This window comes from Nocardia sp. NPDC050435, from assembly GCF_040655395.1.
GTDB lineage: Bacteria > Actinomycetota > Actinomycetes > Mycobacteriales > Mycobacteriaceae > Nocardia.
Genome location: NZ_JBFAJW010000003.1, coordinates 660,562 through 687,322, shown reverse-complemented (window position 1 = coordinate 687,322; position 26,761 = coordinate 660,562). Strand labels below are relative to the sequence as shown.

General features: G+C 67.9%; 28 protein-coding genes. 13 read left to right on the top strand and 15 right to left on the bottom strand.

Annotated features, from left to right (window positions below):
• The first annotated feature begins 1 nt into the window (after nt 1).
• Entirely contained in the window at nt 2-742 is a 741-nt protein-coding gene (locus AB0I43_RS11745; RefSeq protein WP_357431975.1) for an adenosylcobinamide-GDP ribazoletransferase, read from the top strand.
• Between the two features lie 139 nt (nt 743-881).
• Nucleotides 882-1,595 (top strand): MBL fold metallo-hydrolase, encoded by a 714-nt coding sequence (locus AB0I43_RS11740; RefSeq protein ID WP_356970561.1) that lies wholly within the window; start codon nt 882-884, stop codon nt 1,593-1,595.
• 23 nt (nt 1,596-1,618) lie between these two features.
• Here the strand turns inward: AB0I43_RS11740 and AB0I43_RS11735 are convergent, their stop codons facing one another.
• Both AB0I43_RS11735 and gcvT read right to left on the bottom strand, forming a co-directional pair.
• A complete protein-coding gene (locus tag AB0I43_RS11735; protein ID WP_357431828.1) occupies nt 1,619-2,719 on the bottom strand; it encodes a branched-chain amino acid aminotransferase in 1,101 nt (366 codons plus the stop codon).
• Nucleotides 2,720-2,895: 176 nt separating this feature from the next.
• Nucleotides 2,896-3,996 carry a glycine cleavage system aminomethyltransferase GcvT gene (gcvT, locus tag AB0I43_RS11730; protein WP_357431826.1) on the bottom strand — a complete coding sequence of 367 codons (1,101 nt, stop codon included), beginning with the start codon at nt 3,994-3,996 and terminating at the stop codon, nt 2,896-2,898.
• Nucleotides 3,997-4,088: 92 nt separating this feature from the next.
• Here gcvT and AB0I43_RS11725 point away from each other — a divergent pair, with 92 nt between their 5' ends.
• A complete protein-coding gene (locus AB0I43_RS11725) occupies nt 4,089-5,603 on the top strand; it encodes a leucyl aminopeptidase (protein WP_357431824.1) in 1,515 nt (504 codons plus the stop codon).
• Here AB0I43_RS11725 and AB0I43_RS11720 read toward each other — a convergent pair.
• A complete protein-coding gene (locus AB0I43_RS11720; RefSeq protein ID WP_356970568.1) occupies nt 5,575-6,519 on the bottom strand; it encodes a cupin domain-containing protein in 945 nt (314 codons plus the stop codon). The two genes, AB0I43_RS11725 and AB0I43_RS11720, sit on opposite strands and share 29 nt — an antisense overlap.
• Before the next feature lie 30 nt (nt 6,520-6,549).
• Here AB0I43_RS11720 and AB0I43_RS11715 point away from each other — a divergent pair, with 30 nt between their 5' ends.
• On the top strand, nt 6,550-6,861 hold the full coding sequence (locus AB0I43_RS11715; RefSeq protein WP_356970569.1) for a peroxiredoxin-like family protein: 312 nt from the start codon (nt 6,550-6,552) through the stop codon (nt 6,859-6,861).
• Nucleotides 6,862-6,867: 6 nt separating this feature from the next.
• Here AB0I43_RS11715 and AB0I43_RS11710 read toward each other — a convergent pair whose 3' ends face one another.
• Nucleotides 6,868-7,230 (bottom strand): oxidoreductase, encoded by a 363-nt coding sequence (locus tag AB0I43_RS11710; RefSeq protein ID WP_356970571.1) that lies wholly within the window; start codon nt 7,228-7,230, stop codon nt 6,868-6,870.
• 271 nt (nt 7,231-7,501) lie between these two features.
• Here AB0I43_RS11710 and sucB point away from each other — a divergent pair, with 271 nt between their 5' ends.
• The 6 genes from sucB (at nt 7,502) to AB0I43_RS11680 (ending at nt 13,249) form a co-directional block, all read left to right on the top strand.
• Nucleotides 7,502-9,244: a 2-oxoglutarate dehydrogenase, E2 component, dihydrolipoamide succinyltransferase gene (gene sucB / locus AB0I43_RS11705; RefSeq protein WP_356970573.1), complete on the top strand. Its 1,743-nt coding sequence runs from the start codon at nt 7,502-7,504 to the stop codon at nt 9,242-9,244.
• Between the two features lie 5 nt (nt 9,245-9,249).
• Nucleotides 9,250-10,158, top strand: a complete 909-nt coding sequence (locus AB0I43_RS11700) for a TIGR01777 family oxidoreductase (RefSeq protein ID WP_356970575.1) — start codon at nt 9,250-9,252, stop codon at nt 10,156-10,158.
• A gap of 182 nt (nt 10,159-10,340) precedes the next feature.
• Nucleotides 10,341-10,874 (top strand): N-acetyltransferase family protein, encoded by a 534-nt coding sequence (locus AB0I43_RS11695; protein WP_356970576.1) that lies wholly within the window; start codon nt 10,341-10,343, stop codon nt 10,872-10,874.
• A gap of 216 nt (nt 10,875-11,090) precedes the next feature.
• On the top strand, nt 11,091-11,843 hold the full coding sequence (lipB, locus tag AB0I43_RS11690; protein ID WP_356970578.1) for a lipoyl(octanoyl) transferase LipB: 753 nt from the start codon (nt 11,091-11,093) through the stop codon (nt 11,841-11,843).
• 10 nt (nt 11,844-11,853) lie between these two features.
• Entirely contained in the window at nt 11,854-12,870 is a 1,017-nt protein-coding gene (lipA, locus tag AB0I43_RS11685; protein WP_356970580.1) for a lipoyl synthase, read from the top strand.
• 46 nt (nt 12,871-12,916) lie between these two features.
• Nucleotides 12,917-13,249 carry a hypothetical protein gene (locus tag AB0I43_RS11680; RefSeq protein ID WP_356970581.1) on the top strand — a complete coding sequence of 111 codons (333 nt, stop codon included), beginning with the start codon at nt 12,917-12,919 and terminating at the stop codon, nt 13,247-13,249.
• Nucleotides 13,250-13,255: 6 nt separating this feature from the next.
• On the opposite strand, the gene AB0I43_RS11675 is transcribed toward AB0I43_RS11680, so the two are convergent.
• Entirely contained in the window at nt 13,256-15,142 is a 1,887-nt protein-coding gene (locus AB0I43_RS11675; protein ID WP_357431822.1) for a UvrD-helicase domain-containing protein, read from the bottom strand.
• Between the two features lie 193 nt (nt 15,143-15,335).
• Complete coding sequence (locus tag AB0I43_RS11670; RefSeq protein WP_356970585.1) at nt 15,336-15,710, bottom strand: DUF1801 domain-containing protein; 375 nt, start codon at nt 15,708-15,710, stop codon at nt 15,336-15,338.
• A gap of 50 nt (nt 15,711-15,760) precedes the next feature.
• Here AB0I43_RS11670 and AB0I43_RS11665 point away from each other — a divergent pair, with 50 nt between their 5' ends.
• Both AB0I43_RS11665 and AB0I43_RS11660 read left to right on the top strand, forming a co-directional pair.
• Nucleotides 15,761-16,327, top strand: a complete 567-nt coding sequence (locus AB0I43_RS11665) for a hypothetical protein (protein ID WP_356970586.1) — start codon at nt 15,761-15,763, stop codon at nt 16,325-16,327.
• Between the two features lie 457 nt (nt 16,328-16,784).
• Complete coding sequence (locus tag AB0I43_RS11660; protein WP_356970587.1) at nt 16,785-16,952, top strand: hypothetical protein; 168 nt, start codon at nt 16,785-16,787, stop codon at nt 16,950-16,952.
• A 66-nt stretch (nt 16,953-17,018) separates the two neighbouring features.
• On the opposite strand, the gene AB0I43_RS11655 is transcribed toward AB0I43_RS11660, so the two are convergent.
• From AB0I43_RS11655 to AB0I43_RS11635, 5 genes are all read right to left on the bottom strand, one after another.
• Nucleotides 17,019-17,960 (bottom strand): hypothetical protein, encoded by a 942-nt coding sequence (locus AB0I43_RS11655; protein ID WP_356970589.1) that lies wholly within the window; start codon nt 17,958-17,960, stop codon nt 17,019-17,021.
• The gene (locus AB0I43_RS11650) at nt 17,957-18,913 is read right to left on the bottom strand and encodes a DNA-processing protein DprA (RefSeq protein ID WP_356970590.1); all 957 of its coding nucleotides are present in this window, start codon (nt 18,911-18,913) and stop codon (nt 17,957-17,959) included. Before AB0I43_RS11650 ends, AB0I43_RS11655 begins: the two co-directional genes overlap by 4 nt.
• A 211-nt stretch (nt 18,914-19,124) precedes the next feature.
• Entirely contained in the window at nt 19,125-20,723 is a 1,599-nt protein-coding gene (locus tag AB0I43_RS11645) for a TROVE domain-containing protein (protein ID WP_356970591.1), read from the bottom strand.
• A 457-nt stretch (nt 20,724-21,180) separates the two neighbouring features.
• Nucleotides 21,181-21,927, bottom strand: a complete 747-nt coding sequence (locus tag AB0I43_RS11640; RefSeq protein ID WP_356970592.1) for a DJ-1/PfpI family protein — start codon at nt 21,925-21,927, stop codon at nt 21,181-21,183.
• A 15-nt stretch (nt 21,928-21,942) separates the two neighbouring features.
• Complete coding sequence (locus AB0I43_RS11635; RefSeq protein ID WP_356970594.1) at nt 21,943-22,899, bottom strand: GlxA family transcriptional regulator; 957 nt, start codon at nt 22,897-22,899, stop codon at nt 21,943-21,945.
• A gap of 168 nt (nt 22,900-23,067) precedes the next feature.
• On the opposite strand from AB0I43_RS11635, the gene AB0I43_RS11630 reads away from it, so the two are divergent.
• Nucleotides 23,068-24,159 (top strand): alpha/beta hydrolase, encoded by a 1,092-nt coding sequence (locus AB0I43_RS11630; RefSeq protein ID WP_356970596.1) that lies wholly within the window; start codon nt 23,068-23,070, stop codon nt 24,157-24,159.
• Between the two features lie 34 nt (nt 24,160-24,193).
• Here AB0I43_RS11630 and AB0I43_RS11625 read toward each other — a convergent pair whose 3' ends face one another.
• The 4 genes from AB0I43_RS11625 to AB0I43_RS11610 all read right to left on the bottom strand — a co-directional run bounded on the left by AB0I43_RS11625 (nt 24,194) and on the right by AB0I43_RS11610 (nt 26,646).
• Nucleotides 24,194-24,442, bottom strand: coding sequence for a hypothetical protein (locus AB0I43_RS11625; protein WP_356970598.1), 249 nt, complete (start codon nt 24,440-24,442; stop codon nt 24,194-24,196).
• Between the two features lie 94 nt (nt 24,443-24,536).
• Nucleotides 24,537-25,022, bottom strand: coding sequence for a hypothetical protein (locus AB0I43_RS11620; RefSeq protein WP_356970600.1), 486 nt, complete (start codon nt 25,020-25,022; stop codon nt 24,537-24,539).
• A gap of 173 nt (nt 25,023-25,195) precedes the next feature.
• Nucleotides 25,196-25,726: a hypothetical protein gene (locus AB0I43_RS11615; RefSeq protein WP_356970602.1), complete on the bottom strand. Its 531-nt coding sequence runs from the start codon at nt 25,724-25,726 to the stop codon at nt 25,196-25,198.
• A gap of 368 nt (nt 25,727-26,094) precedes the next feature.
• The gene (locus tag AB0I43_RS11610) at nt 26,095-26,646 is read right to left on the bottom strand and encodes a hypothetical protein (protein WP_356970604.1); all 552 of its coding nucleotides are present in this window, start codon (nt 26,644-26,646) and stop codon (nt 26,095-26,097) included.
• Nucleotides 26,647-26,761 lie beyond the last annotated feature (115 nt).

Here is a 26,761-nt window from a genome sequence, read left to right as displayed (position 1 = left end):
CATTCGCCTCGCGGTGTCCTGGCTCACGGTCCTGCCGGTGCGCGGACCGGAGACCGTCGACCGGGCGGGGGCGGGCCGGGCCATCGCGCTCGCGCCGGTGGTCGGCGCCGGACTGGGCGCCGCGACGGCCGCCCTGCTGTGGGCACTGACCACGATCGGCGCCGACCCGCTGCTGAGCGGCTTCACCGCCGTGGCCGCGCTGGCGCTGATCACCCGGGGCATGCATCTGGACGGCCTGGCCGACACCTTCGACGGCCTCGGCAGTTACGGACCGCCGGAGCGCGCCCGCGCCGTCATGAAGAGCGGCGGCGCCGGGCCGTTCGGCGTCGCGGCCATCGTGTTCGCCGTTGCCGTGCAGGCGGTTTCGTTCGGTGTGCTCGCGGCGTCGGGTCGCTGGTTCGCGGTGGCGCTGGCCGTGGCGCTCGGCCGGGTCGTGGTGGTCCTCGCCTGCCGCCGCCCGCTCGGCGCGGCCCCCGACACCGGGTTCGGCGCGCTGGTCGCCGGGACGCAATCGCCGTGGACCGGTGTCGCATGGGTGACACTCGCCGCGACGGCCGCGCTGGCGGCGGTGCCGGGGAAACCCTGGCTCGGCCCGGTCGTGGTGCTGTGCGCCGTTGCCCTGACGGTGCTGCTCGTCCGGCACACCGCGCGCCGATTCGGCGGTCTGTCCGGCGACGTGCTCGGCGCGGTCCTGGAGGTGTCGGTGGCCCTCACGGCGGCCGGACTCTCCCTGGGCGCGTAGGCCGCACGCCCGGCTGTCCTGGGAAAATCCCGACCGACCGTTGGTACGGATCACGGACAGATGAGGCGCTCCCCACGTTTGCCCACGATTTTCCCCGCCACCGCGCTGACCGTCTGGGTCGGGCCCTAAGGTGGTGTCCATGTCTTCCGAGCGCCTCTATTTCCGACAGCTGCTGTCCGGGCGGGATTACGCCGTGGGTGATCCGATCGCGACGCAAATGCGCAATTTCGCCTATCTGATCGGGGATCGGGAGGCCGGCGAATGTGTGGTGGTGGATCCCGCCTATGCCGCAGGCGATCTCGCCGACATCGCCGAGGGCGACGGCCTGCGGTTGACGGGCGTGCTCGCCACCCACCACCACCCCGACCACGTCGGCGGCTCCATGATGGGCTTCACCCTGCGCGGCGTCCGCGAGTTACTCGAGAAGACCAGCGTCCCAGTGCATGTCAACAATCAGGAGCTGTCCTGGGTGGCCAACGTCACCGGGATCGCGCCGAGCGAGCTGACCGGCCACGAGCACGGGGACAAGATCACCGTCGGCGCCTTCGACATCGAATTGCTGCACACCCCCGGACACACCCCCGGCAGCCAGTGCTTCCTGTTCGACGACCGGCTGATCGCCGGTGACACGCTGTTCGTCGACGGCTGCGGCCGCACCGACTTCCCGGGCGGCGACTCCGACGAGATGTTCCGCAGCCTGCGCTATCTCGCGGGCCTCAAGAGCGACCCGGTGGTCTACCCGGGGCACTGGTACTCGCAGGAGCCGAGCGCCGCGCTGTCCCACATCAAGGACAGCAACTACGTCATGCGCCCGCAGACCCTGGAGCAGTGGCAGATGCTGATGCCGGGCTGAACCGGGCCCGTTTCCCGCGAGTGCTACTTCATCGGGTTCATCCACCCGTGGATGTCGGCGAAGGTGCCGCGCTGGATGCCGGTGAGCGTGTCGCGCAGCGCCATGGTGACCTCACCGGGCTGGCCGCCGCCGATGGTGAATTCGCCCTCCGCGGAGCGCACCGAACCGACGGGGATGATGACCGCGGCGGTGCCGCAGCCGAAAACCTCGGTGATCTCACCGGATTCGGCGCCCTTGCGCAGCTCCTCGACCGAGACCAGCCGCTCCTCGACCGAGAAGCCGGAATCGGCGGCGAGGGTGAGCAGCGAATCGCGGGTGATGCCGGGCAGCAGCGACCCGGACAGCGACGGCGTCACCAGCCGCGCCTGCGAACCCGACCCGTAGACGAAGAACAGGTTGTTGGTGCCCATCTCCTCGACGTAGCGCCGCTCCACCGCGTCCAGCCAGACCACCTGATCGCAGCCCTGCTCGGACGCCTGGGCCTGGGCGAGCAGCGAGGCCGCGTAGTTGCCGGCGACCTTGGCCTCACCGGTGCCGCCGGGGGCGGCGCGCACGAACTCGGTGGACAGCCACACCTTGACCGGCTTCACCCCGCCCTTGAAGTACGCGCCCGAGGGCGACCCGAGCAGCAGGTACTTGTAGGCGTCGGCGGGCTTCACGCCCACGCCGACCTCGGTGGCCAGCAGGAACGGGCGCAGATACAGCGAATCCTCGCCGCCGGCCGCGGGCACCCAGCGCTCGTCGACCTCGAGCAGCTGACGCACCGACTCGATGAACAGCTCCTCCGGCAGCTCGGCCATCGCCATGCGCCGGGCCGAGCGCTGGAAGCGGGCGGCGTTGGCGTCGATCCGGAAACAGGACACGGTGCCGTCGGGCTGCCGGTAGGCCTTCAGGCCCTCGAAAATGGCCTGGCCGTAATGGAACACCATGGTGGCCGGGTCCATCGTGAGCGGGCCGTAGGGCTCGACGCGGGCGTCGCCCCACTGGCCGTCGGCGTAATCGATCGACACCATGTGGTCGGTGAAGTACCGGCCGAACCCGGGAGCCGCCAGTATCTCCTGTACCCGCTGCGCCGGGGCGGGCGCAGGATGAGGAACACGGGTGAACTGTGCGGCAACGGTCATGACGCTGATCCTAACTCTGTCCGGTTTCGCACGGTGCGCCCTGTTGGGCGCGCCGCTCGAGCCGAGGTTCGCCTACCCGCCTCCGGACTCGCAACCGGCGCTGCCCGCTGGTGGCATCCCGGTCAGCAACACCCCGCCCGGCACGGTTTTTGCTGAGCAGATAGCAATGTTCGGGGCTAGGCCGTGCGCGCCTGCACGAACGGCGGCTTGACGACCTCGCAGCGCAGCCGGCGGCCCCGGACGTCGACCTCCACCTCGTCACCCGGTGCGAGGCCCGCGTCGGTGTCGAGCAGGGCCAGGGCGATGCCGACCTTCAGCGACGGCGAGAACGTGCCCGAAGTGGTCTCGCCGACGGGCTCGCCGTCGCGCAGCACCGATTGCCCCTGCCGCAGCACGCCGCGATCGAGCGCCTTGAGGCCCAGCAGCCCGCGGCGCGGACCGTCGGCCTTCTCCCGCGCCAGCGCCTCCCGGCCCCAGAACTCCGGCTTCTTCCAGCCGACCGCCCAGCCCGCGCGCGCCTGCACCGGGGAGATCTCCAGCGACAGTTCGTGGCCGTGCAGCGGGTAACCCATCTCGGTGCGCAGGGTGTCGCGCGCGCCGAGCCCGGCGGGCTGACCACCCGCGGCCCGCACCCGCTCGGTCAGCGCGCGGAACAGCTCCGCCGCGTCGGCCCAGCGCGGCAGCAGCTCGTAGCCGTGCTCGCCGGTGTAACCGGTGCGGCAGACCCGCACCGGGCGGCCGTCCCATTCGGCGTCGGCGTAGGCCATGTACTCCAGATCGGTGGGCAACCCCAGCGCGCTCAGCACCTCGGCGGACTTGGGCCCCTGCACGGCGAAGACCGCGTACTCGCGATGCTCGTCGGTCACGGTGACGCCCGCGGGCGCGACCTTCTCCAACTCGGCCACCACCGCCGCGGTGTTCGCGGCGTTCGGCACGAGGAAGATCTCGTCATCGCCGACGTAGTAGGCGATCAGATCGTCGATGACGCCGCCGTCGGCCGCGCAGCACAGCGTGTACTGCGCCTTGCCCGGCCGGATCCGGTCCAGATCGTTGGTGAGCGCCGCGTTCACGAAATCCTTCGCGCCGGCGCCGCGCACGGTGGCCTTGCCCAGATGGCTGACATCGAAGAGCCCGACCGTCTCGCGCACCGCCAGATGCTCGGCGACCGTGCCTGCGTACGACACCGGCATCTCCCAGCCACCGAACGGCGCGAAAGTCGCTCCGAGCTCGACGTGGACGGCGTGGATGGGGCCTTGCAGCAGGTTCGTTTCGGTCACCCGGCGAGCTTAACCGGGCCCGCGCGCACCGCGCCGCGTGTCCCGCCCGGCTCACCGCGAACAAGATCGCACCGGCCAGTAACCTGACCCGCATGACCGCTGTCGCAGATCGCTCCCTCGGACCGGAACTGACCCGTACCCAGACCATCAATCCCGACACCGACGTCTTGGTGATCGGCTTGACGTCCTCGGAGAACGGTCCGTCCATCGTCCCGGCGGACCTGTTCGGCGACGTGCTGACCGAGGAGATCCGCGCGGAGCTGCTGGATCAGCTCGGCGCGGTCGGCGCGAAGGGCAAGGCCGAGGAGCTGACCCGGGTGCCCGCCCCGGCGGGCCTGGACGGCGTTTCCAGCGTGCTCGCGGTCGGCCTGGGCGCGGCCGAGAAGATCGACGAGGAGCAGGTGCGCAAGTCGGCCGGCGTGGCCGCGCGCTCGCTGTCGGGCACCGAGCTGGTGGTGACCACGCTGGGCGGCGTCGATCTCGGCGCCGCCGCGGAGGGCTTCTACCTGGGCGCCTACACCTTCACCCCGTTCCGGTCCGCGAAGTCGGCGCCGAAGCCGGACGAGCGGCCGGTGGCGCGGATCGAATTCCTGGTCCCGGAACCGGATTTCGGTGAGAGCGCGCTATTGCGCGCCGAGCTGACGGCCGAAGCCGTCGCCACCGCACGCGATTTCGTGAACACCCCGCCCAGCCACCTCTACCCCGCCGAGTTCGCCGACCGCGCCCGCCTGCTCGCGGAGGCGGCCGGCCTCGAGGTCGAGGTGCTGGACGAACACGCTCTGGCCGCAGGTGGTTTCGGCGGCATCCTGGGCGTCGGCCAGGGCTCCTCGCGCCCGCCGCGCCTGGTCCGGCTGACCTACGCGGGCGGCCCGAAGAAGGTCGCGCTGGTCGGCAAGGGCATCACCTTCGACACCGGCGGCATCTCCATCAAGCCCGCGCAGAACATGGAGAACATGACCTCGGACATGGCCGGGGCCGCCGCGGTGGTGGCGACCACGCTGCTGGCCGCGCGCCTGGGCGTGCCGATCACGGTCACCGCCACGTTGCCGATGGCCGAGAACATGCCGTCCTCGACCGCGCAGCGCCCCGGCGACGTGCTCACCCAGTACGGCGGCACCACCGTCGAGGTGCTCAACACCGACGCCGAGGGCCGGCTCATCCTGGCCGACGCCATGGTGCGGGCCTGCGAGGACGACCCCGACTACCTGATCGACGTCGCCACCCTCACCGGCGCGCAGATGGTGGCGCTGGGCACCCGCACGCCCGGCGTGATGGGCACCGAGGAGTTCCGCGACCGCGTCGCCTACATCTCCCGCGCGGTCGGCGAAAACGGCTGGGCCATGCCGCTTCCCACCGAACTGCGCGCGGACCTGAACTCCAAGATCGCCGACCTGGCCAATGTGGCCCCGCACCGCTGGGGCGGCATGCTCTCGGCCGGCCTGTTCCTCAAGGAGTTCGTGCCCGAGGGCGTGCAGTGGGCGCACCTCGACGTCGCGGGCCCGGCCTACAACACCGGCGGCCCCTTCGGCTACATCGGCAAGGGCGGCACGGGCGTGCCGGTGCGCACCCTGATCGCCGTCATCGAGGACATCGCCGCGGCGGACTGAGCGAACCTAAGCCGAATCCCGTGACCGCTGCTCGCGGCGATAGACCGCGGGCGCGGAGCCGTGCACCCGCTTGAAGGCGCGGGAGAACGCGAATTCCGAGGCGTAGCCGACGCTCTTGCCCACGGCGGCAACGGCATCCGGCGTATCGCGCAGCCGCCGCGGCCAGGCCCAGCCGCCAGCGCCCGAGGTAGGCCAGCGGCGGCTCGCCCACCAGAGCGGTGAACCGGCGAGCCAGCGTGGCGCGCGCGACACCGACCCGCTCGGCCAGTTCCCGCACCGTCCAGGCGTGCGCGGGATCCGCGTGCAGCAGCGCCAGTGCCGCGGAGATCTCCGGATCACGCAGGGCGGCGAGCCAGGTGGCGCCCGCCTCGGCCCGGGACTCGGCCCAGGCCCGCAGCATCCGGACGAACATGATGTCGACGAGCCGGTCGGTGATCGTCTGCGCGCCGGGGCGATCCGCGGCGAATTCGGCCTCCAGCAGCGCCACGGTGGCGGCCAGTTCCCGGTCCGCCCGGATGTGCACGAATCCGGGCAGCAGCCGCTGCAGCGGGTGCCCGGGGAACGCGTCGTAGCGGTAGGCGCCGCAGATGATCGTGGTCTGCGGGCCGGGCCCGGCGAGGCGAACGAGCTGGCGGCCCGTGCCGCCTTCGGTGCCGGACGCGGGCGCCAGCGCGGCCCGCGGTGCGCTGCACAGGGCGTGCCCGGTCCCCGTGGGCAGCAGCACGAAATCGCCCGCCGCCAGGGCGAGCGGTTCGGCGCCGGGCCGGATCAGCCAGCAGGCGCCCGCGACCACCGCGTGGAAAGTCGCCGTCGGCACGTCGTCCATGCGGATGCCCCACGGCGCCGCCGCGATCAGATGCGTGGTGACCACCCCGCCCAGCTTGGTCGCGGCGAGCACATCGGCCAGCACGTCCATGCCCTCGGCGCCGCACTGGCGGCGGGGCCGGTGGTGCTCTCGTTCTATCGCGGGGGCTGGTGCCCGTTCTGCAATTTGGAACTCCGGCTGCTCCAGCAGTCGCTCCCCGAATTCCACGCGCGCGGCGCGCGACTGGTCGCGATCTCCCCGGAAACCCCGGACCGGTCGCTGGACACCGTCCGCGCCCACACACTGGAATTCGCCGTCCTGTCCGATCCGGAGCTGACCGCGATCCGCGCCTACGAGCTGGAATACGTTGTCGCGGAATCGATCCGCGAGACCTTCCGGGCCACCGGCACCGATCTCGCGGCGTCCGGCTGGCGGCTCGACGCGGCGGCCTGAGGCCGGTCAGAGATCGCGCAGTTCCTGTTCGAACGCGCGCTGGCGCTCGATCTTCTTGCGGGCGTCGTAGTCGCGCATCCGCTGCGGGTAGCCCGTCCTGGCGACGTCGTAGACGGGGATGTGCAGATCACCGGCGAGCCGGGCGGCGCCGCGTTCGCCGGTGATCCGGCGGGTCCATTCCCCGTCCGCGGCGACCAGCACGACTGTGACATCGGTCACTGTCGTCTTGGGCTCTACGAAACCCTCGACGCCGACATGGGTGCGCACCCATTCGCGCATGTAGCGCAGGTCCTCCTTGGCCGAGGTACCCGCACGTGACGACGTGCCCCCACCCCTACCGGCGCCTTTGAACCGATCCAGTAAACCCATCAGCGCCGACCTCCTAGCGACACCGGAGACATCATCCCCACCGGTACCCCCATCTTGCCAGCTCGGCGAGATTTAACCGATTTCTTGGCTGCCCTGTGCTACACGCCACCCGGGCGAGTGCAAGGATGGATCGCGGTACAAGGAACCACCCGGATCTCCGGTGCCACCAGATCGATCGGTGGCTCACGGGCATTCGTCGCGACCTGCGGCGGCGGCCTGCCGAAGATCAACTGTTGCAAAATCCGTCGAGCAGTCAGAGGAGTCAACGGACATGGCCTTCTCCGTCCAGATGCCGGCTCTTGGTGAGAGCGTCACCGAGGGAACGGTGACCAGGTGGCTGAAGCAGGAAGGAGACACGGTCGAGGTCGACGAGCCACTGCTCGAGGTCTCCACCGACAAGGTCGACACCGAGATCCCGTCCCCCGCGGCGGGCGTGCTGTCGAAGATCGTCGCAGGCGAAGACGATGTGGTCGAGGTCGGCGGTGAACTCGGCGTGATCAGCGAAGCCGGCGAGGCCGCCGAATCCGCCCCGGCCCCTGCTCCCGAAGCCGCCCCCGAACCCGAGCCCGAGGCCGCCCCCGAGCCGCAGGCCGAAGCCGAGCCCGAGCCCGAGCCCGCCGCGGCGGAATCCGCGCCCGCCGCCGACAGCTCCTCCGGCACCCCGGTGAAGATGCCCGAGCTGGGCGAGTCCGTCACCGAGGGCACCGTCACCCGCTGGCTCAAGGCCGTCGGTGACGAGGTCGCGGTCGACGAGCCGCTGCTCGAGGTGTCCACCGACAAGGTCGACACCGAGATCCCCTCCCCCGTCGCAGGCACCCTGCTGGAGATCAGCGCGGAGGAAGACGACGTCGTCGCGGTCGGCGGTCAGCTCGGCGTGATCGGCAGCGGCCAACCCGCCGCCAAGGCGCCCGAGCCCAAGCCCAAGCCCGAGCCGAAGCCGGAACCGAAGCCCGAGCCCAAGCCCGAGCCGGCCCCGGCCGCCAAGGCCCCGGCTCCCGCGCCGAAGGCGCCCGCGCCGCAGCCGCCGGCCACCGCGCCCGCCGCGTCGTCCTCGTCCTCGGGCAACGGCGCGACTCCGTACGTGACGCCGCTGGTCCGCAAGCTGGCCGACGAGAACGGTGTCGACCTCTCCTCGCTCACCGGTTCCGGTGTCGGCGGCCGCATCCGCAAGCAGGATGTGCTGGCCGCGGCCGAAGCCAAGAAGGCGCCGGCGGCCGCCACCAGCTCCGCCGCGCCGGCCGCGACCAAGGCGCCCGCCGCCAAGGCCGCGCCCAGCCCCGAGCTCGCCCACCTGCGTGGCACCACGCAGAAGGCGAACCGGATCCGCCAGATCACGGCCACCAAGACCCGGGAATCGCTGCAGACCACCGCGCAGCTGACCCAGGTGCACGAGGCCGACGTCACCAAGATCGCCGCGCTGCGCGCGCAGGCCAAGGCCTCGTTCAAGGAGCGCGAGGGCGTCAATCTGACGTTCCTGCCCTTCTTCGCCAAGGCCGTGGTCGAGGCGCTGGGTGTGCATCCGAACGTCAACGCGTCCTACGACGAGTCGACCAAGGAGGTCACCTACCACGCCGCGGTCCACCTGGGCATCGCCGTGGACACCGACAAGGGCCTGCTGTCCCCGGTCATCCACAACGCGAGCGACCTGTCGCTGGCCGGCCTGGCCCGCGCCATCGCCGATATCGCCAACCGCGCCCGCAACGGCGGCCTCAAGCCCGACGAGCTGTCGGGCGGCACCTTCACCGTCACCAACATCGGTTCGCAGGGCGCGCTCTTCGACACCCCGATCCTGGTGACGCCGCAGGCGGGCATGCTGGGCACCGGCGCGATCGTCAAGCGCCCGGTGGTGGTCACCGACGAGACAGGCAACGAGTCCATCGGCGTGCGCTCGATGTGCTACCTGCCGCTCACCTACGATCACCGTCTCATCGACGGCGCCGACGCGGGTCGCTTCCTGACCACGATCCGGCACCGGCTCGAGGAAGCGGCGTTCGAGGCGGATCTCGGTCTGTAGCGCCCATGAAGGTGGTGATCGCCGGATCCTCCGGATTGATCGGGACAGCGCTCGTCGCGGCCCTGCGCCGCGACGGGCACGAGGTGGCCCGGCTGGTGCGCCGGGCCGCCGCCGCTCCTGACGAATTCCGCTGGGATCCGGTCCGCGCCGAGATCGACGCGCGGGCGTTGCCGGGTGCGGACGCGGTCGTCAACCTGTGTGGCGCGTCGATCGGCGGGCGACGCTGGACCGGCAGCTACAAGCAGGAGCTGCGGGACAGCCGCATCACGCCGACCGACGTCCTGGCTTCGGCGGTCGCCGCCGCGGAGGTGCCGGTGCTGGTCAACGCCAGCGGCGTGCACGTCTACGGCGGCGGCACCGGCGACCGGGTGGTCGACGAATCCGCCCCCGCCGGAACGGGTTTCCTGGCCACGCTGTGCCGGGACTGGGAAGCCGCCACCGGCCCGGCGGTCGCCGCCGGTGCTCGGGTGGTGCTGCTGCGCAGCGCTCCGGTACTGACCCGGCACGGCGGCATGCTCGGCATGCTGCGCCCGCTCTACTCGCTCGGCCTGGGCGGCCGCCTCGGCAACGGTCGGCAGTACACCCCCTGGATCTCCGGCGACGACGAGATCGGCGCGATCGTCTTCGCGCTCACCCACGACACCGTCTCCGGCCCGGTCAACGCGGTCGGCCCCGCGCCGGTGACCAACGCCGAATTCAACCGCGCCCTCGGCAAGGCGCTGCGCCGCCCCGCCCCCTTCGTGGTCCCGGCCGTCACCCTGCGCGCCGTGCTCGGCGAGTTCGCGGACGAAGCGATCCTGCACGGCCCGCGTGCGATCCCCGCGGTGCTCGAAGCGGCCGGTTACCAATTCCGCCACCCCACGATCGGGGCAGCGTTCGCCGCCGTCGCGGGTCGCGAGAACGACCACCGCTGAATCCAGTCGGCTTCCCTCACTCTTCAGCGGCAAGCGCCCACCACACGGCCCGCGGCCCGGCCATCCCTCCGCCGACCCACCCTGTGATCTTGCGAACCGGGAGCGGCCGCACAAGCCGGGATCAGCGACAATCGGAATGCCGCCTACCGGCGACAACCCCGACCAGCACCCGAAGGCGACCGATGGCAGACACCGACCTACGCCCGGCCACCGTCATTCGCGACGCGCGCGAAGACGACCTGATGGCGATCCTGGACATCCACAACGCGAACATCGCGGCGTCCACCGCCATCTGGGATACCGATCTGGTCGGGCTGGACGACCGGCAGGCGTGGTTCCGGGATCGCACCGCCGCGGGCATGCCGATCCTCGTCGCCGAGATCGACGGCGAACTCGCCGGGTACGCCAGCTACGGGCAGTGGCGGCCGAAGTCCGGTTATCGCTACTCGGTGGAGAACTCGGTGTACATCGCCGACCGGTTCCACCGCCGCGGTCTCGCCACGGCCCTGCTGACCGCGCTCATCGCCCGCGCCCGCGAGTCCGGCCGCGTGCACGCCATGATCGCCGCCATCGAGTCCTCCAACACCGGTTCCATTGCCCTGCACGAGCGCTTCGGTTTCGTCACCGTGGGCCAGCTGCCCGAGGTCGGCCACAAGTTCGGCCGCTGGATGGACCTCACCCTCATGCAGCTCACTCTTCCGCTACAGCCCCACTGAAACCGCCCCGCTTACGGCGACCAGCCCAGAGCCTCCCTGAAACCGCCCCGGTTGCGGCGACCAGCCCAGTCCAGCACTACCTACCGTCCCACTCCGAGCGACAACCCTGAACCAACCTCGAGCCTTGTCGCTCAGAGTGGGACAACTCGAACTGGTCCCCCGAACCCGCTCGGGCCCCCTTCACCCACCGCCCACCCTGGGCGTAGCGTCGGAGCAGTGAACGACACGCGCACCATCCGGTCCGCCAGATTCGATCCGACCCCGATCGTGGTCGAGGATCTCGGGCTCATCGATTACCACGCCGCTTGGGACCTGCAGCGCACCATCGCCGGGGAACGAGCCGAAGGCCAGGGGGCCGACCGCCTGCTGCTGCTCGAGCACCCGTCGGTGTACACGGCCGGTCGCCGCACCGAACCCGAGGACATGCCCATCGACGGCAGCCCCGTAATCCAGGTCGACCGCGGCGGCAAGATCACCTGGCACGGTCCCGGGCAGCTCGTCGGCTACCCGATCGTGCGGCTCGCCGAGCCGGTGGACGTGGTGCAGTACGTGCGCCGCCTCGAGGAGGCCCTGATCTCCGTCGTCGCCGGTTTCGGCCTCGACTGCGGCCGGATCGAGGGCCGCTCCGGCGTGTGGCTGCCCGCGACCGAGGTCTTCGCCGAACGCAAGATCGCCGCGATCGGCGTGCGCGTGCAGCGAGGTGTTGCGCTGCACGGCATTTCGCTGAACTGCACCGCGATGGACGGCTTCGGCGCCATCATCCCGTGCGGCATCCGCGACGCCGGCGTCACCACGCTCTCGCGCGAGCTGGGCCGCGAAGTCACCGTCGAGCAGGTCAAGCCGCTGGTGGCCGCCGCGATCGTGCGCGCGCTCGACGGCGAGTTGCCAGTTACCGCGCACGATATTCCCCGTGTCGGAAATGCCACAGGCTCCGGCACACCCCGACCGGCCGTTCCGGCCCAGGCGTAAGGTCGATCACGTGACCTCAGCTCAAGCCCCGGCAGGACGCAAACTGCTGCGGATCGAAGCGCGCAACTCGGAGACCCCGATCGAGCGCAAGCCCAAGTGGATTCGTACCCGCGCCACCATGGGCCCCGAGTATTCCGAACTCAAGGGTCTGGTCAAACGCGAAGGCCTGCACACCGTCTGCGAAGAGGCCGGCTGTCCCAACATCTTCGAATGCTGGGAAGACCGCGAAGCCACCTTCCTGATCGGCGGCGAGCAGTGCACCCGCCGCTGCGACTTCTGCCAGATCGATACCGGCAAACCCGCCGCACTCGATCGCGACGAGCCGCGCCGCGTCGCGGAGAGCGTCCAGGCCATGGGTCTGCGCTACTCCACCATCACCGGCGTCGCCCGCGACGACCTGGACGACGGCGGCGCCTGGCTCTACGCCGAGACGGTCCGCGCCATCAAGGCGCTGAACCCGTCCACCGGCGTCGAGTTGCTCATCCCCGATTTCAACGCCGATCCCGAGCAGCTGGCCGAGGTGTTCTCCTCGCGCCCGGAGGTGCTGGCGCACAACCTGGAGACGGTGCCGCGCATCTTCAAGCGCATCCGCCCGGCGTTCCGCTACGAGCGCTCGCTCGCGGTGCTCACCGCGGCGCGCGAGGCGGGCCTGGTCACCAAGTCCAACCTCATCCTCGGCATGGGCGAGACCCCGGAGGAGGTCACCCAGGCCATGCGCGATCTGCACGAGGCCGGCTGCGACATCCTCACCATCACCCAGTACCTGCGCCCCTCCCCGCGCCACCACCCGGTCGACCGGTGGGTGAAGCCGGAGGAGTTCGTGGAGCACTCCAAGGCCGCCGAGGAGATGGGCTTCGCCGGTGTGATGGCCGGGCCGCTGGTCCGCTCGTCCTACCGCGCCGGTCGCCTCTACGCCCAGGCGATGGCCCATCACGGCCGCGAAATCCCGTCCGACATGGCGCATCTGGCCCAGGAAGGCACCGCCTCCCAGGAAGCCAGTTCCGTCCTGGCGCGGTTCGGCAGCTAGCTCGGAGCCCCCGCACGCCCCGGCGTGCGGGGTCCGGTCATTCCCGATGAACAGAGACAAACTCGACAACCCGGTCGCGACCGGCCGCCTGCACTGGCTCCCCGGCGGCCGCCGTCTGGGCCCACCACCCGGCCCCGTCTTCTCCGCGAAGGCCCTGCCCGGCATCAACGCGATCCGCCTGCACGACGTGCTGCTCAGCATCCGCATCGAACGCACCGGCCAGCTCTCCGACGAAGGCGAACTCGTCCAGGTCGGCTTCCTCGTCCCCTGCCTCGCCGACCCCCACCTCTACCCCGGCGCCGGCTGGACCATCCTGCAGGGCCTGCGCCCGGTCGCGGAACTCTCGATCAAGGCCGTCCTGATCAAGTCGCCTTACTGACCTGCTTCAATCCTCGACAACACCCAGCCATACGTAATCCCGAGCTCGAGTGATCGCGACGAACCGCTGATTGACGGAGAGCCGCTCACGATCCCGGCGAGCATCGGAGACTTCTTCTTCCGGTTGGGATTTCGAAAAGAACGGGTGAAGTATCGCGCGGAAATCCAACCCCTTGGCGCGGTAGACCGTCCCGATCTTGAGCTTCTCCTCCTCGGTGCAGTCGTAATCCTCGAGGTTCCGGAAGGGCACCTTCCAGCGGCGCAAGGCGCTCCGGAAACGGTCGGCCTCGTGATTAGTCCGCGTGATGAGAGCTGTCGCGGAGAGCGGAATTCCACGTTCCTTGATTCTGTCGAGTTGTAGCCGCACTTGGCGCTCGACCTCATCGTTGTCCCCATGCCATGTTTCGGCCACCCCGCCACCACGAAGAGCCGTTTTCGATCGGCTCAGGGTGATGGCTGCTTCGCCGTCCAGGTCGTCCACCACCCCCTTGCCCTCCAACGATGCGGCGAGTTCGAGTATCGCGTCCTGATTGCGGTAGTTGACTTCGAGAATCGCACCGCGACCGACGATCGGAATGCCCGCATCCGAGAGGCGCCAACCGCCCGCGTAGACCTGCTGCTGGCCATCGCCGACCAGGAGCAGCGCATTCGGCGCGTCCTCGACGATCGCGTGTGCGAGACGCAGTCCCATCACCGTCATGTCCTGTACCTCGTCCACCACGACCATGTCATAGCGTTCGCCCAGCGGCTCTGCCCGCACCTCTCGCAGCGCGGCGCTGATCAGATCGTTCGCGTCGAGGAACCCGGCCTCCTTTCGCAGTCCTTCGTATTCCTCGTAGAGCGCCCACACTGCCTCGCGGGCCGAGCGCCGCAGTGTGCCGTTACGACCGCGGCGATCCAGCCTGGCGTACTCCTCGAACGCGGTCAGGCCGCGGCCCTTGATCAACCGATCGACCTCTTCCCGCCAGTACCGGTTGTCGCTCTCGATTTCCGGGAGCGGGCCCCGGCGGCCGACCCGCGACCACGCCCGATTGAAGGCGTTGTCGGCGGCGGTCATGTCCATCCGATCCGGCTGGCCTCGCATTCCGAGCAGTTCTCCTGCCCAGGAATGCAAACTCTTGAACTCGGCTCGATCCCCGATCTCCGGCGCCAACTGAGCGAATGCCTGCTGCTGACATCTGGGCAGATTCCGAACGAACGTGGTGAACAGCAGCTTTCCGGTGGTACGGCGAGCGCGATATGCCATTCGGTGCAAAGCCACCACCGTCTTGCCGGTGCCCGCAGGGCCGGCGATACGGGCCGGGCCGTTGTAGTTTCGCGCGACCAGTGCCTGCTGCGCCGGGTCGAGAAAGCTCATCCACGAAGGAAACGGTCTGGTAAGGGCATGTTCTCGCTGCTGATCATGGATATCCGCTGTCTCGATCATGGCCGCGTCGTGTGGCCCGGTCGATGCTGAGCGATCGAGAGACAGCAACGCGTAGTCCGGCGACCGCTTGCTGACCGCATCCGCGATCCGGGCAGCCGCGCCGCGTTCCAGTCGATTGCCGCCGTCGAACAGAGTGCGATAGGTGAGCTCACTGACCGCCCGATGCCGGCCATCGCCTCGGGTGTGCGGAGCAACGACCACGACATGCTCGATCGTTTCCGGCACGAATACGTTGCGATGCTGCCCCACATCGAGATCTGCGAATAGCAGCGCGGAGCGACCCATGACTTTGCTCATCTCATCGGGCGATACATCGGAGAACATCAGTCCGAACACACCACCGGGCCCGATGAGATACGCGTCTACCGATTTCGTAGTCGTTTGCTGTCCACGCCGGACGAGGAGGCACCATCCCTGTCGCCCCTCCGCGAGCAGGCCAACCAGTACGTTGCGCTGGCGTGGCGACATCGGTCCTACGGCGGTAACCGCCTCCTGTGCTCGGATACGCCGAATTTCTTTGTCGTGACTCGTTGTTCGCGCCACGGCGCCACCGCCTCCCCATCCGATGACGGCCACCCGACCGAGCGACCCGATACCAGCGTGACGCACAAATCTGCTGAGCCACAAATACTGGTCGGCCGGTTTCTATGACGTGACTAGCTCATAGGTCGCCGCACACCTCGCCCGGAGCCCCGGCCGTCGCCCGCACCAGTTCGCCCAGCAACTCGAAGTCCACCGACTCCGGTTTGCGGAATCGCAGGCACCCCTTGCCCATATCTTGCCCCGCCAGCCGCTCCTCGAACGCCGTCCGCACATCGGTACGCAACACATAAACCGAGATGTACTGCTTCTGACTGGCGAAACTCAGCTGCACGACGCCGTCGCGCCGATACCCGGGCATCCCGTACTCCATGACCTCGTCGAACCCGCCCAGCTCGGTGCGGCACAACTCCCGCAGCCGGGTCAGCACCGCCCGCCGGTCCTCGGGCAACTCCGCAAGGTATTCGGTGACGGTGGACGCCTTGCTCTGCACCATATCCAGAGATCTTAAATGCACGCCCTGCCACGATCCAGGAAGATCGAGGAGTGCCCGACTCGCTGGAATCCGCTTATCGCCAACTGATCGAGTCCATGCTGAACGTCGCCGAGGTCTGCGAGGACGCGTGGCGGCTGGGCCGGCTGGACAACTACCTCAAGCCGTGGATCCGCGACGACCTACTCGGGCGCGGCGCCAACCTGTCCTGGTGCGACAACGCGATCGACGTGGAACTGGTCTTCACCGGCGTCGCCGCACAGGGCCACCGGTACGCCGAACTGCGCCGCCAGCTCTTCTCCGACCTGAACCACTCCGGCCCGGAACCGGTGTGGCGCAAGGTCGGTTCCCCGTTCTCCGACGATTTCGCCATCCGCGCCCTGAGCCGCATCCACCAGGACCAGCCCACGTACCTCCTGCGCCGCGGCCCCCGCAACTGGGAACTGATCATCAGCAGCCTCGACGGCGACCAAACCCACCTCATCGTCGTCCGCCACGACACCGAACACCCCGGCACCATCGACGTCTCCGCCCCCGGCTTACGCAACAACCCCGCCGCCTACGAGCAACTCGGCCACGGCTTCCGCTGTCTCGGCTACCAGCCGCACCTGGCCCGGTGATCCGCAATCACGCGGGCCCGGCCCCACCTTGACACGCACCCGGTAGCTGGGGACACTCGAAACCGTCTCTCGTGTAATGCCTGCATGATCGCTTCTGAGCGGAGTCGACATGGTCAAACGGTTCACTCGCAGATTCAACCCAGACGGCCCGCGAGATATCTACGCGGAGCTTCATGGCTACCAGCCGTCGCCGACATTCGAACCTCATGGCGACCACACCGAATTCGACCCGGGAAGACATGCCCTGCGGGTTCGATGCAAGCCGCAGTGCGAGGTCTACCATTGGTACCGAGATTGTGGAGTGCTCGACGCCGACTTCCGGTTGGCGCAATTGTGCGGCTCTTGCGCCTGCATCGAAGTCGTACCGTTGTGGGAGGCTCGCCGTCGGGGCGTGGCGTGCCCGCTTTGCCTGCCCCGCGAGGCTGGTCAGCGTAACGACGGCAAAGTCAAACCGTGCGTGATCACGACGGAATCGCAGACCCACGACGGTCTCCTGCTGCATTGGCGGCAGGATCCCGACCGGGCGTGGTTCGGACTCGTCGTCTACCTCGACAACGGAGCGCTCACACGCGAATTCGCGCCCGCACACCAGCTCAGCCCCCGGCCACTGCCGAGGTCGGCCTAACACTTCGCCGACGGTTTCGCAGAGCGAAAAATCCGAATCAGCAAGCGGTTCCACGCAAGAGGATCGTCAGCCGAATAGCTGCGTCCCCCTCAAGCCGGGAGCCTCGTACTGAATGGCCGGTGTGCAATGAACCCCATGGACCGGACAACGCAGCGCGTCGAACCCCTCCGTCAGCGAGTCGATCAAGACCTTATGATCGGCCCAGTCCCAGCGTAGCCACCGGGCAACGCACAGGATCGATACCGACTCCGCCCCTGCCAGCTTGGCGGCCATAGCAGCCCCCTGCGCGCTCGCACCAGTTGTCCAGGTGTCATCGACTATCAGGACATTCTTATGTTCCACGACCGGGAGCCAACGCTCCTCGATCAGGTAACGGTCGTCCGTCATCTCATGCTTGGTCTCGCTCCCTGGTCCTGGCGTCAACATGAATTTCTGCAAGCTGGGAGCCGCGCTGAGCGGAGGGATGACGGAATTGGCAAGTGCCACAAGCGGATGTCTTCGATCAGGTCTTTCCTTCGAGGGAACGAAGGTCAGCGAATCCCATGGCGCGCCCAGCCAGGCTTCGAAACAGGGCCGGTGCAATTCAGCCACTGAAGAGATCAGCAATTGCAGATCTTCGGCGCATTCCTCCGCCTGTGGTGTGCCACGATAGCCCTTATACGCCACCATATGATGGGCAGACTGATGACGCTCGCCCGCACGGTTCCCGATCGCGTATGTCAGCAGAATGGTTCGATCGGCGAGTAGTCCAGGATAGTTACTGCTGGCGACGGCGCACCGCCCGCACATCTCCTTCTCCGCTGGGCCACGGCAGACGGTACAGATGCCGGACATGCCCGGCACGCCTGCGTTGGAGAAGAACCCACCGATCCGATCCCGGACCACACCCCGTAGCAGCAGAGCCTCGTGGGTTACATTGTGCAGTCCCTCTTCGGAAGCTTTCGACTGTTCACGAAGAAGCATTTCAGTCGATTGACGCCGGAACTGATCACGCGTGAGTTCATTCACCGAATGCCCAAAAGCCTCGTTATGGTAGTCCGTTGAGCGATGATGCTCGTTGCATACTCGATGGCCGCCCGAGGCGAGTCCGCGACGTAGACACCCGGCTCGTCCTGCAACGCACGACCCCACGATGTTGCCTGCACGACCGTCTCATTGAGGATGACGGGTCGACCGTGTGCGACCGCTTCGCGCGCTTGGATCCTCGTTCCGCTCTTCTCGCTTGCTTCGACGATGACCGTTGCCATCCCATATGCACTCATCGTTACGTTACGCGCAGGAAACGACCATCGTGATGGGCCATACTCCGGCAGGAAATGCGTCAAAAGCATTCCCCGTTGTGCAATTTCGGCCTGCAGCGACCGATTGTCGCGCGGATAGAAGTGGTTCAGACCATTTCCTAGCACGGCGACGGTACGGCCACCGGAACTCAGCGCAGCTTGATGGGCTGCGGTATCTATCCCCTTCGCCAAGCCCGCGATCACAGTCACGTCGTTTTTCACAAGACCTACCGAGACCCGGCGCGCGAAATCCATTCCGCGGTCGGAGGCGCCGCGCGAACCCACCACACAGACACCAGCATCGCGCTCCACAAGACTGCCTTGGGTAAAGACAATCGGCGGCATCTGACGAACAGATCGCAACCGCTCGGGATACGTACCGTCCATGAATGTGTGGAACTCGAAAGGAGCTTTCCGCCACTCCGCTATATCAGCGACTGCTCGAGCCCAGATCTCGGACTCGTCATCCGTGCCGAAAAGATCCTCCGGATGCTCATCCGCCCATAGCTGCGCAGCGCTGCCGATATCACTGATCCGCTCGGTCAACCTGGACCAGTCGGTGTTCTTCGGCGTAAGCCGCATCATCGCGACGATTGCAGCTCGGTCATGATCATCCCAGGGCAGCGGTTGGTCGCCCGCCGCGTCGTCGTCCCAGCCCTGGGAGGCGTGCGGGTGTGTCACCTGCCCTCCTCGAGGTATTTCGAACGTACATTCGAATTATTACATGGGGGACCGACAGGTATCGGACTCCTCGCCGAACCCGCCGAACGACGCAAGCGTAGCTCAACCCGGTGTGAGTGCTCCCTCGTTGCCGCCAGCGTCGGAAATGGTTTTTGGACAGCCATCGCCCGTCCGCTAGCCGAAATGGCTAGCAGACGGGCGATGGCGCCAGTCACACTCTGCGGGCGAAATCTGCCAGCAGCCCCGGCACCGCCGCATCGAACCCGGCGACGTCCAGCATCCCCGCGTCCGACGGATTGGCGATGGTGAAGTCGGTCGCGGTCATACCGACCACGACGAGCTTCGCCTCCGGGTTGATCCGCTCCCGGTACTGCCGCAGCGCCTGGTGCGGATGGATCGCACCGGCCCAGGTCTCACTGTCGGTATAGACAGTGAAGACGTCGACCTCGAGCTTGCGCTCCAGCGCATACAGCATCGGCAGCGCGCAGTCGGTGCCGCCGAACGGCAGGCTCGAGATGCGCAATAGCACATCGTCGAGCCGCTGTCGCGGGCCGATCGGCAGCGGCGTCAGCGCGCTGTCGCGGTAGTTCCCGGAGCCGCCCGAGGTGAATCCGACTATCTCGTAGTCGGATTCGGTACTCGCGGTAACCAGCGCCAGCGCGGCAGACGCTTCCCGGGCGGTGATCGGCAGCCCGGAGATGCCCACCGTCATCGATCCCGACACGTCCAGCGCCAGCAGGTGCCGCTTCCCGGTCGGCTCGACGGCATCGAACGCCGCGTAGAACGCGGCATCGAGCGCGTCGACGATGGGACGCGAAGGCTCCCAGTAGCTTTCACCACGAGCACTCCGCCCGGAGACGTAGGTGCGCAGCGCGACGAGCACCGACACCGGGTGCACCCGAGCCTTGCGCAGCCGCGCCGGATCGGCGAGTTGCCCTGCGACCGTTTCGGTCCGAGCACCCAACGGCGACAGCAGGCCGAGCCGCGTCAGGCGCGGCAGCTGCCGTAGCAGCGCGGTCTGCGGAATCCCGTTGTCCAGCAGCGCTTCCCACACCGCGACCTCGTTCAGTGCGGCATCGGGCAGCATCTCCCAGGACAGCCGGTACGCACGCACCAGCTCCGGCACCTCAGCCACCGGAGCCGCCTGGGCGCGCTGGAACCCTTCGACGATCCGGAGACCCTCCATCGAGTCGCCGCGCCCGCAGATCCAGTCGAACAGCCGCGCGCGATCGCCGTCCGCGGTGGCCGGGTGCGACAGCCGCAGCAGGTCGCGATGCGACCAGCCTTCACGCTGCCGGTACTTCACGACCTGATACGCCAGGTCATCGACCGTCTTCGCCGTGTACCAGGCCCCGACCGCCCGCCGCAGCCCGCGACCCCAGCCCCGGAACTGCTCGATGTAGCGCGCGAACAGAAACAGGTGGGTACCGGTGCGCGCGACCAGCGGCAGCGCCTCGAGCGCAATGCGACGCCCGTCCTCGTCACCGAGCGACGCCGCCGCGGCAAGCGCGAACAGCGCGGGGTTCTGCTTCGGCGCGCGTCCGGAGGTGGAGATCTCGACGACTTCCCGCATCAGATCAGCCGTGCGATTGCGCGCGAAATCCATTACTACGTCGGCATTTTCCTTCGCCAGCTCATGCGCCTTCGCGTAATAGGTGCCACCGTCGACGCCGAGAACCAGGAACCTGCGCAGCCGAACCTCGGGCGTCACCTCGAAGGTGAATCCGCCCGCGCTGTTGCGGACCTGCCGCGGGTCGGCCTGGGTGTCCTGCGCGGTCGCGCGGGCGTTGATGCCTGCCAGTGCGTCCATGTCGTCCTCGATTCCGGCCGTGCCGGGACAGACTGCCGGCCCGCCCCCTCATCCAAACACTGTGGGCGACAGGAACGGTCATGGGATGCCGACCGGAATCAGCGCCGACTCGCACCGGCGCTGTCAGGAGTTGAACCTGTGAACCGGGAACCGATCGGCTCCGGCCCGCCCTTGTCGCCCAGGCAATTTCGAGGTGGGCGGACATGTTGCGCCGACCGACGTACTGCTCTGCCAGTTGAGCTACGACGGCGAACCGCCGACGGGACTCGAACCCGCAACCTGTCCATTAAGAGTGGATAACCGACCGAACTCCGGCCCGCCCACCCCCGATTGCCTTGCTGGAAGAACTGTAGATCGTTCCGATCGGCCGCTGCCACCGAATTATTCCCTCCCCTAACGCGTCGACTGCAAGGGCGGCAGCGGCAACGGCATCGGCTGCGAAACCAGCTGACCCGGCTCACCGCGCGGCAGCTCCGGACCGCTTCGCCGCGCGGTCCCGCACCCGGTTCAGCGTGTGGCGCCACAGCGCCGTCGCCACGTCCACCGGAACCCGCGGCGTCAAGGAACGTTTGGTCATCTCCAGCCGCGTCTTGCGCAGCACATCCGCGGGCGCCTTGTCCGGATGCCCACTGTCGAACGGGGGTTGCGGATCGTATTCGATTCCGAGCTGCACCATCTGCGCCGCCTCGGCCCCCGCGATCTCACCGACCAGCCACAATCCCAGATCGATCCCCGCGGAAACCCCTGCCGCCGTGACGATCTTGCCGCTGCGCACGATCCGGTCGTGCGGACGCGACTCCGCCCCGAAAGCCGCCAGGGCCGACTGCGCCGACCAGTGCGTCGTCGCCGGATGCCCACGCAGAATGTCCGCCGAGGCCAGCACCAGCGCACCGCTGCACACCGAGGTCGTCCACGTCGTCTGCGGATGCACCCGCCGCAACCACTCGATCAACCCCTTGTCGGCCATGGCCCGCGGCGTCGACGCCTCCGATCCGGGCACCAAAACCAGGTCCGGCGTGGGCGTCTCGTCGAAGGTGTGCGTCGCACCGAGCACCAGCACCCCGCTGTCGGACACGATCGGCCCGACCTCGTTCCACACGAACCGTATTTCCCCGTCCGGCAGCCCGCGCAGCACCTCGTAGGGCCCGATCGCGTCGAGCACGGTCAGCCCGGGATAGAGAACGATGGCAATCTGAAATGTCATGACATGCTTTCTTTTTCAGTGATCCGAGAACCGGGCGCGATACTCGCCCGGCGGTATCCCCAAGTGCCGATGGAAAATTCGATACAGCGTGTCCGGGCTCCCCAGCCCCACCGTCGACGCGACCCGATCCATCGGCCGATCGGTCGTCTCCAGCAGCCGCCTGGCCGCGCCCACCCGCACGCGCTCCACGTACCGCGCCGGCGTCATCCCGATCTCGGCCGCGAACACCCGCGAAAAATGCCGGGTGCTCATCCCCGACCGCGCCGCCAGCGCCGCCAGCGACAGATCCCCCGCCAGATTCTCCTCCACCCAAACCTGCAGTTCCCGCAGCGAATTCCGCTGCGTCGGCCCCGCCGCGACCGGCACGCTGAACTGGCTCTGCCCACCCGGCCGATGCAAATACACCACCAACCACCGCGCCACCTCCCGCGCCAGCTCGGCCCCATGGTCCGCCGCGACCATCGCCAACGCCAGATCGATCCCCGCCGTCACCCCCGCCGACGTCCATACCGGTCCGTCCCGCACATAGATCCGATCCGGCTCGGTAGTCACCGCAGGAAACCGGCTCGCCAGCAACTCCCCACCCGCCCAGTGCGTCGTAGCCCGCCGCCCGTCCAGCAACCCCGCCTGCGCCAACAAGAACGCCCCCGAACAAATCGAACCGACCCGCTCCGCCCACCCTGCGCCCCGCCGTATCCCCGCCACAAGCCCGTCCTCCCCACTCGTGGCCCACGCCGACAGCCCACCCGCCACCAACAGCGTGTCCACCGGCTCTTCCCACTTCCCCAGCGCATGCCGCGCCAGCACCTCCACCCCCGACGCCGACCGCACCGGCCCGGCCTCGGCTGAGGCAACCTCCACCCGATACCCCGGCCGCGCCCCCAGCAACGCGGCGGAACTGAACACATCCGCGGGCCCAGCCAAATCCAGCAGCTGAAACCCGTCGAACACCACGATCAGCACCGTCCGCATCCCTCAACCCTCCTGCAGCGAGCTGATGGCGTCAACGACACAACTACCGCAGATCCAGCCATCGCCGTCGTGGCTATCTCAGGGTCGAGCCCGGGGAACTTCCCGATTCACAGCGGCGACGAGCCTGCGAGACTCGGTGAATCCTGAATGATCTACGAGAGTGAGTCCATGCGTTTCACCCGTTTCCTCGCTGCCGCAGCACTTCTCATAGCCGGGCTCGGCGCGTTACCGGCAGCCGGCACCGCCGCGGAACCTTGGGCGCTGCCCGCCCCGACCGGGCCGCTACCGGTCGGTGTCCAGCAGTTTCACCTGGTGGACGATCGGCCCGATATCTGGGCGCCGGAGCGATCACGCGAGTTGATGGTGTCTGCCTGGTACCCCGCGCTCGCTCCGCTCGGACGCCCCGCCCCATGGGCAACACCGCAGGAAGCGCAACTGATCCTGGCATTACAGCCGCTGCTCAGCGAGATCGACCCCGCACAGCTCAGCGACATTCGAACCCACTCCTACGTCGACGCGCTCAGACTGGGCGTCCCCCTGCCCACGGTCGTGCTCTCCCCCGGTTTCAGCATGTCGCGGTTCACGCTCACCGGTTTGGCCGAAGAACTGGCCAGCCGCGGCTATCTGGTCATCGGCATCGATCACACCTACGAAGCCGCCGCGGTGACGTTCCCGGACGGTCGCATCGCCGAATGCCTGGCCTGCCGAGGCGAATTGGACGCCGAACGGGTCGCCCGCAACCGCGCCGAGGACGTCTCCTTCGTCCTCGACGAACTGACCCCCCGCCTGCCGATCGACCCCGAACGAATCGCCATGGGCGGCCACTCCGCAGGCGGCTTCACCGCCCCGCCGGCCCTCGCACTCGACACCCGCATCCGCGCCGGATTCAACATGGACGGCACCTTCCCCACCCCACCCGCCGACCGCGCCACCCAGCAACCATTCCTCATGCTCGGCGCCCCGCATCACGCCCCCGGCGGCGAGAACAGCGCCAAATGGTCAGCCGCCTACACGGCTTTCACCGGCTGGAAGCGCTGGCTCGTCCTCGACGGAACCAACCACTCCTCCTTCACCGACTACGGCCCGATCGCCGACCACCTGGGCATCGAAATCCCCGGCACCACCCTCGACGGCACCCGAGCCATGACCCTCACCCGCGCCTGCGTCACCGCATTCCTCGACCACCACCTGCGCGGCCTGCCCGCCCCCATCCTCGACGGCCCCACCCCCGCGAACCCCGAACTGCGCTTCGGCAGCTGACGGGCGCAAAGGGCGGGGCCGTGATGACCGGAAGTCAGCAGTTGTTGTCGTTCAGCTGACTTTCCAGTCTGCGAATGCGGAACTCCAGGATTCGCTGCTGGGAATCGGAGTTGGTGATGCGGAGTTCGCGTTCGGCGCGGTTGAGGGCCCGGGTCAGGTCCGCGCAGGTTTCCGAGGCTTCGGAGTTGGTGGTCGGGGCCGCCGCGGCGGCCGGGAGGGCGATGGTGAGGGCCGCGGCGGCGGTCACGGTGGCGGTGAGTAGTCGGGTCGTGGTGAGAGACATGGCGTTCCTGACGGTTCGAAGGGATTACCTTCGATGGTGCCGCTGGAACGACTCCGGTGCCAGCCACCCTGGGTGTGCGGTTCGCACACCCCCGTCACCGTAGGAAAGCGGCGAGACCTGCGATGATCATGGCGATCGGCAATGCTGCGAGGATCCAGCTGAAGCGCATCCAGTTGAGCGCGGGCCAGCGTTTCGGTTCGGCGCCGATCACGCCCTGATAGTGCTGGAGGCCGGGCGAGCGGTAATAGACCGGGGTTTGGGCGCCGGGGTGGACGGGGACCTCGGCGATCGCTTGCCCCATGTCGTCCCACCACAGCTTGTTGAGGATGAGCCGGGCCCACAGCGCGGGCTTGCGAGTCACGACATCGACGGTGTACCGGCCAGGCGGGGTCGGGATGAACGTCGTACCCCAGGCGGTATCCGGAACCTCGTTGCCGTTCACCAGGATTCGGGGGCCGGTGGACGAGTAGGCGAAAGCGAGGGGCCAAGGCCTGTAGTACTCGGCCTCGACGCGAATGCCGGTGGGACCCGGTTCCGGGCGGTACGCCTCCGGTGGATCCGGTTGCGCAGGCGGAAGCATGCGCCATCTGTTGCCCGGGTCCGGCTGCCGATCGACCGCGGCACGATCCGGTTGTCCCCAATTCTGTTCACGCACAGTGATTTCCCTCCCAACAATCGGCTGCCGGTGCAACCAGGACCGAATACGAACACGCACACTCTTCCCATGCGCAGGTTTGGAGCATCACCGTCTCATCAGGCTACGGATGCAGAGAGGTAGTCCCCGCGACGGAAGCGCTCGAGACTGCGCTCGGTACCAAGTTCAGCGCGCAATACCGGGTGGCGCAAATAGAATTCGAGTAGGTAGTACACACGGGTGAAATCGGTGGCCAGCTCCTCGTGGGAGATGCGGTTGCCTCCTTCGACCGGAACACCCACCAGGGTGATGTAGTTGACTCGGCTGCCTCCTTTACCGCCAGAGGTCGCCTCGATTCGCGAGATGTCTTGCCAGGCGAAAACAGCTGATTCCTTACGGCTCTCGATCGTGAGGTGACGCGGAGTCACCAAGACAACGGTGCCCGCGGCAGACTTCCGACGCCGGTACCACGAGGCAAAAAACGCGAGCAACACCAGAGCCGGCGCGAACAGCAAGACGTTGACGGCGATCCCACAGACGGCCAGAGAAACGCTCCCCGCGCCCACCGCGAAGGTCGCAAACGTGGAGGGCACCCGAACGGGTAGGCCGATTCCTTGGCCGTCGGCGCCGGCGCGGATTTCGGCGGCCACCGGAGCTTCCCTCGGCCACGCCGACCATCCGATACTCGCGCAGGCCGCGAGCCAAGCGACCAAAGCCGCAGGTGCGGCGAGGCTCTCCCACCCTAGAGGTTCTTCTCCGGCCCCAATGGCCCATATCCAAGGCCCCAGCAGCGCCAATCCAGGCATCGCCAAGACAAACGCCACCGCTGGCACGCTATGGCGACCGAACGCCTTTGGGTCCCAGCCCGGCGGTAGCGGCAAGTTCGATGTAGTCCGAAAAGCACCCATACGTAATCCCCTGTCTCACGGCTGAATCGCTAAGCGGTTGCCGACCTGATCCCTGCCTCGGACGCGTTTCCGCGATCAGGAGGATGTGGGCAGGTTCGAGCCACCAACAGCTATGACGAGAAGCGGCCCTCCCGGAAGCGGTTCGAGCTCAGTTCGGTTCCGAGTTCCGACCGGCATTCCGGCCTCGACTGGTAGAACCGCAGAAGGTGATAGACCCTGGTGGGATCGGTGGCAAATACACTGTGGCCGATGTCCCGAAACCGCTGCCGATGGCCAGGCGCGGCGTAGACGATAGTTATGACATTCGTCCGGTTGGATCCCGCTTTGTCACAACGCGTTCCGATAGCACAGATGTGGTCCCAGGGAATAACTTTCGGTTTCTCCCAGTAGTTGAGGAGAACGTGATCCGGAGTCAACTCGATCGAGCTGCGCGAACGCGTTCTTCCGATCATGCGCAGGAAGAACGATGCCTCCCGGAACGGCAATACCGAGGCGGGACCGTTCACCGTGGACTTGCTTTCGACGACGACCGGCGCATCTCTCGGGACGAGAGACCACGCCGCGGCAAAGAATGGGAATGAAATCAGCGCAGCAATCAACGCTGCCGGTATGTCCACAAAAATCGATCCGCCATCGACCACGAGGAAATAGATCGCACCCACGGCCCCCTGGAAGAATAGCAATCCCGCCAGAAAAGGGAGTATCGCATATCGATATCCACCGAACGCTCGTCGGTCCCAATGCGGAGGTAGCGGCAGGACGGAAGTGCTACGAAAT

Bases quoted from the DNA above. Each gene is read 5' to 3' on its own strand.
- AB0I43_RS11740 (WP_356970561.1), top strand. From the start codon at position 882: ATGTCTTCCGAGCGCCTCTATTTCCGACAGCTGCTGTCCGGGCGGGAT.
- AB0I43_RS11735 (WP_357431828.1), bottom strand. From the start codon at position 2,719: ATGACCGTTGCCGCACAGTTCACCCGTGTTCCTCATCCTGCGCCCGCC.
- AB0I43_RS11725 (WP_357431824.1), top strand. From the start codon at position 4,089: ATGACCGCTGTCGCAGATCGCTCCCTCGGACCGGAACTGACCCGTACC.
- AB0I43_RS11720 (WP_356970568.1), bottom strand. From the start codon at position 6,519: ATGGACGTGCTGGCCGATGTGCTCGCCGCGACCAAGCTGGGCGGGGTG.
- AB0I43_RS11710 (WP_356970571.1), bottom strand. From the start codon at position 7,230: ATGGGTTTACTGGATCGGTTCAAAGGCGCCGGTAGGGGTGGGGGCACG.
- sucB (WP_356970573.1), top strand. From the start codon at position 7,502: ATGGCCTTCTCCGTCCAGATGCCGGCTCTTGGTGAGAGCGTCACCGAG.
- AB0I43_RS11700 (WP_356970575.1), top strand. From the start codon at position 9,250: ATGAAGGTGGTGATCGCCGGATCCTCCGGATTGATCGGGACAGCGCTC.
- AB0I43_RS11695 (WP_356970576.1), top strand. From the start codon at position 10,341: ATGGCAGACACCGACCTACGCCCGGCCACCGTCATTCGCGACGCGCGC.
- AB0I43_RS11680 (WP_356970581.1), top strand. From the start codon at position 12,917: ATGAACAGAGACAAACTCGACAACCCGGTCGCGACCGGCCGCCTGCAC.
- AB0I43_RS11675 (WP_357431822.1), bottom strand. From the start codon at position 15,142: ATGTCGCCACGCCAGCGCAACGTACTGGTTGGCCTGCTCGCGGAGGGG.
- AB0I43_RS11670 (WP_356970585.1), bottom strand. From the start codon at position 15,710: ATGGTGCAGAGCAAGGCGTCCACCGTCACCGAATACCTTGCGGAGTTG.
- AB0I43_RS11645 (WP_356970591.1), bottom strand. From the start codon at position 20,723: ATGGACGCACTGGCAGGCATCAACGCCCGCGCGACCGCGCAGGACACC.
- AB0I43_RS11640 (WP_356970592.1), bottom strand. From the start codon at position 21,927: ATGACATTTCAGATTGCCATCGTTCTCTATCCCGGGCTGACCGTGCTC.
- AB0I43_RS11635 (WP_356970594.1), bottom strand. From the start codon at position 22,899: ATGCGGACGGTGCTGATCGTGGTGTTCGACGGGTTTCAGCTGCTGGAT.
- AB0I43_RS11630 (WP_356970596.1), top strand. From the start codon at position 23,068: ATGCGTTTCACCCGTTTCCTCGCTGCCGCAGCACTTCTCATAGCCGGG.
- AB0I43_RS11625 (WP_356970598.1), bottom strand. From the start codon at position 24,442: ATGTCTCTCACCACGACCCGACTACTCACCGCCACCGTGACCGCCGCC.
- AB0I43_RS11620 (WP_356970600.1), bottom strand. From the start codon at position 25,022: ATGCTTCCGCCTGCGCAACCGGATCCACCGGAGGCGTACCGCCCGGAA.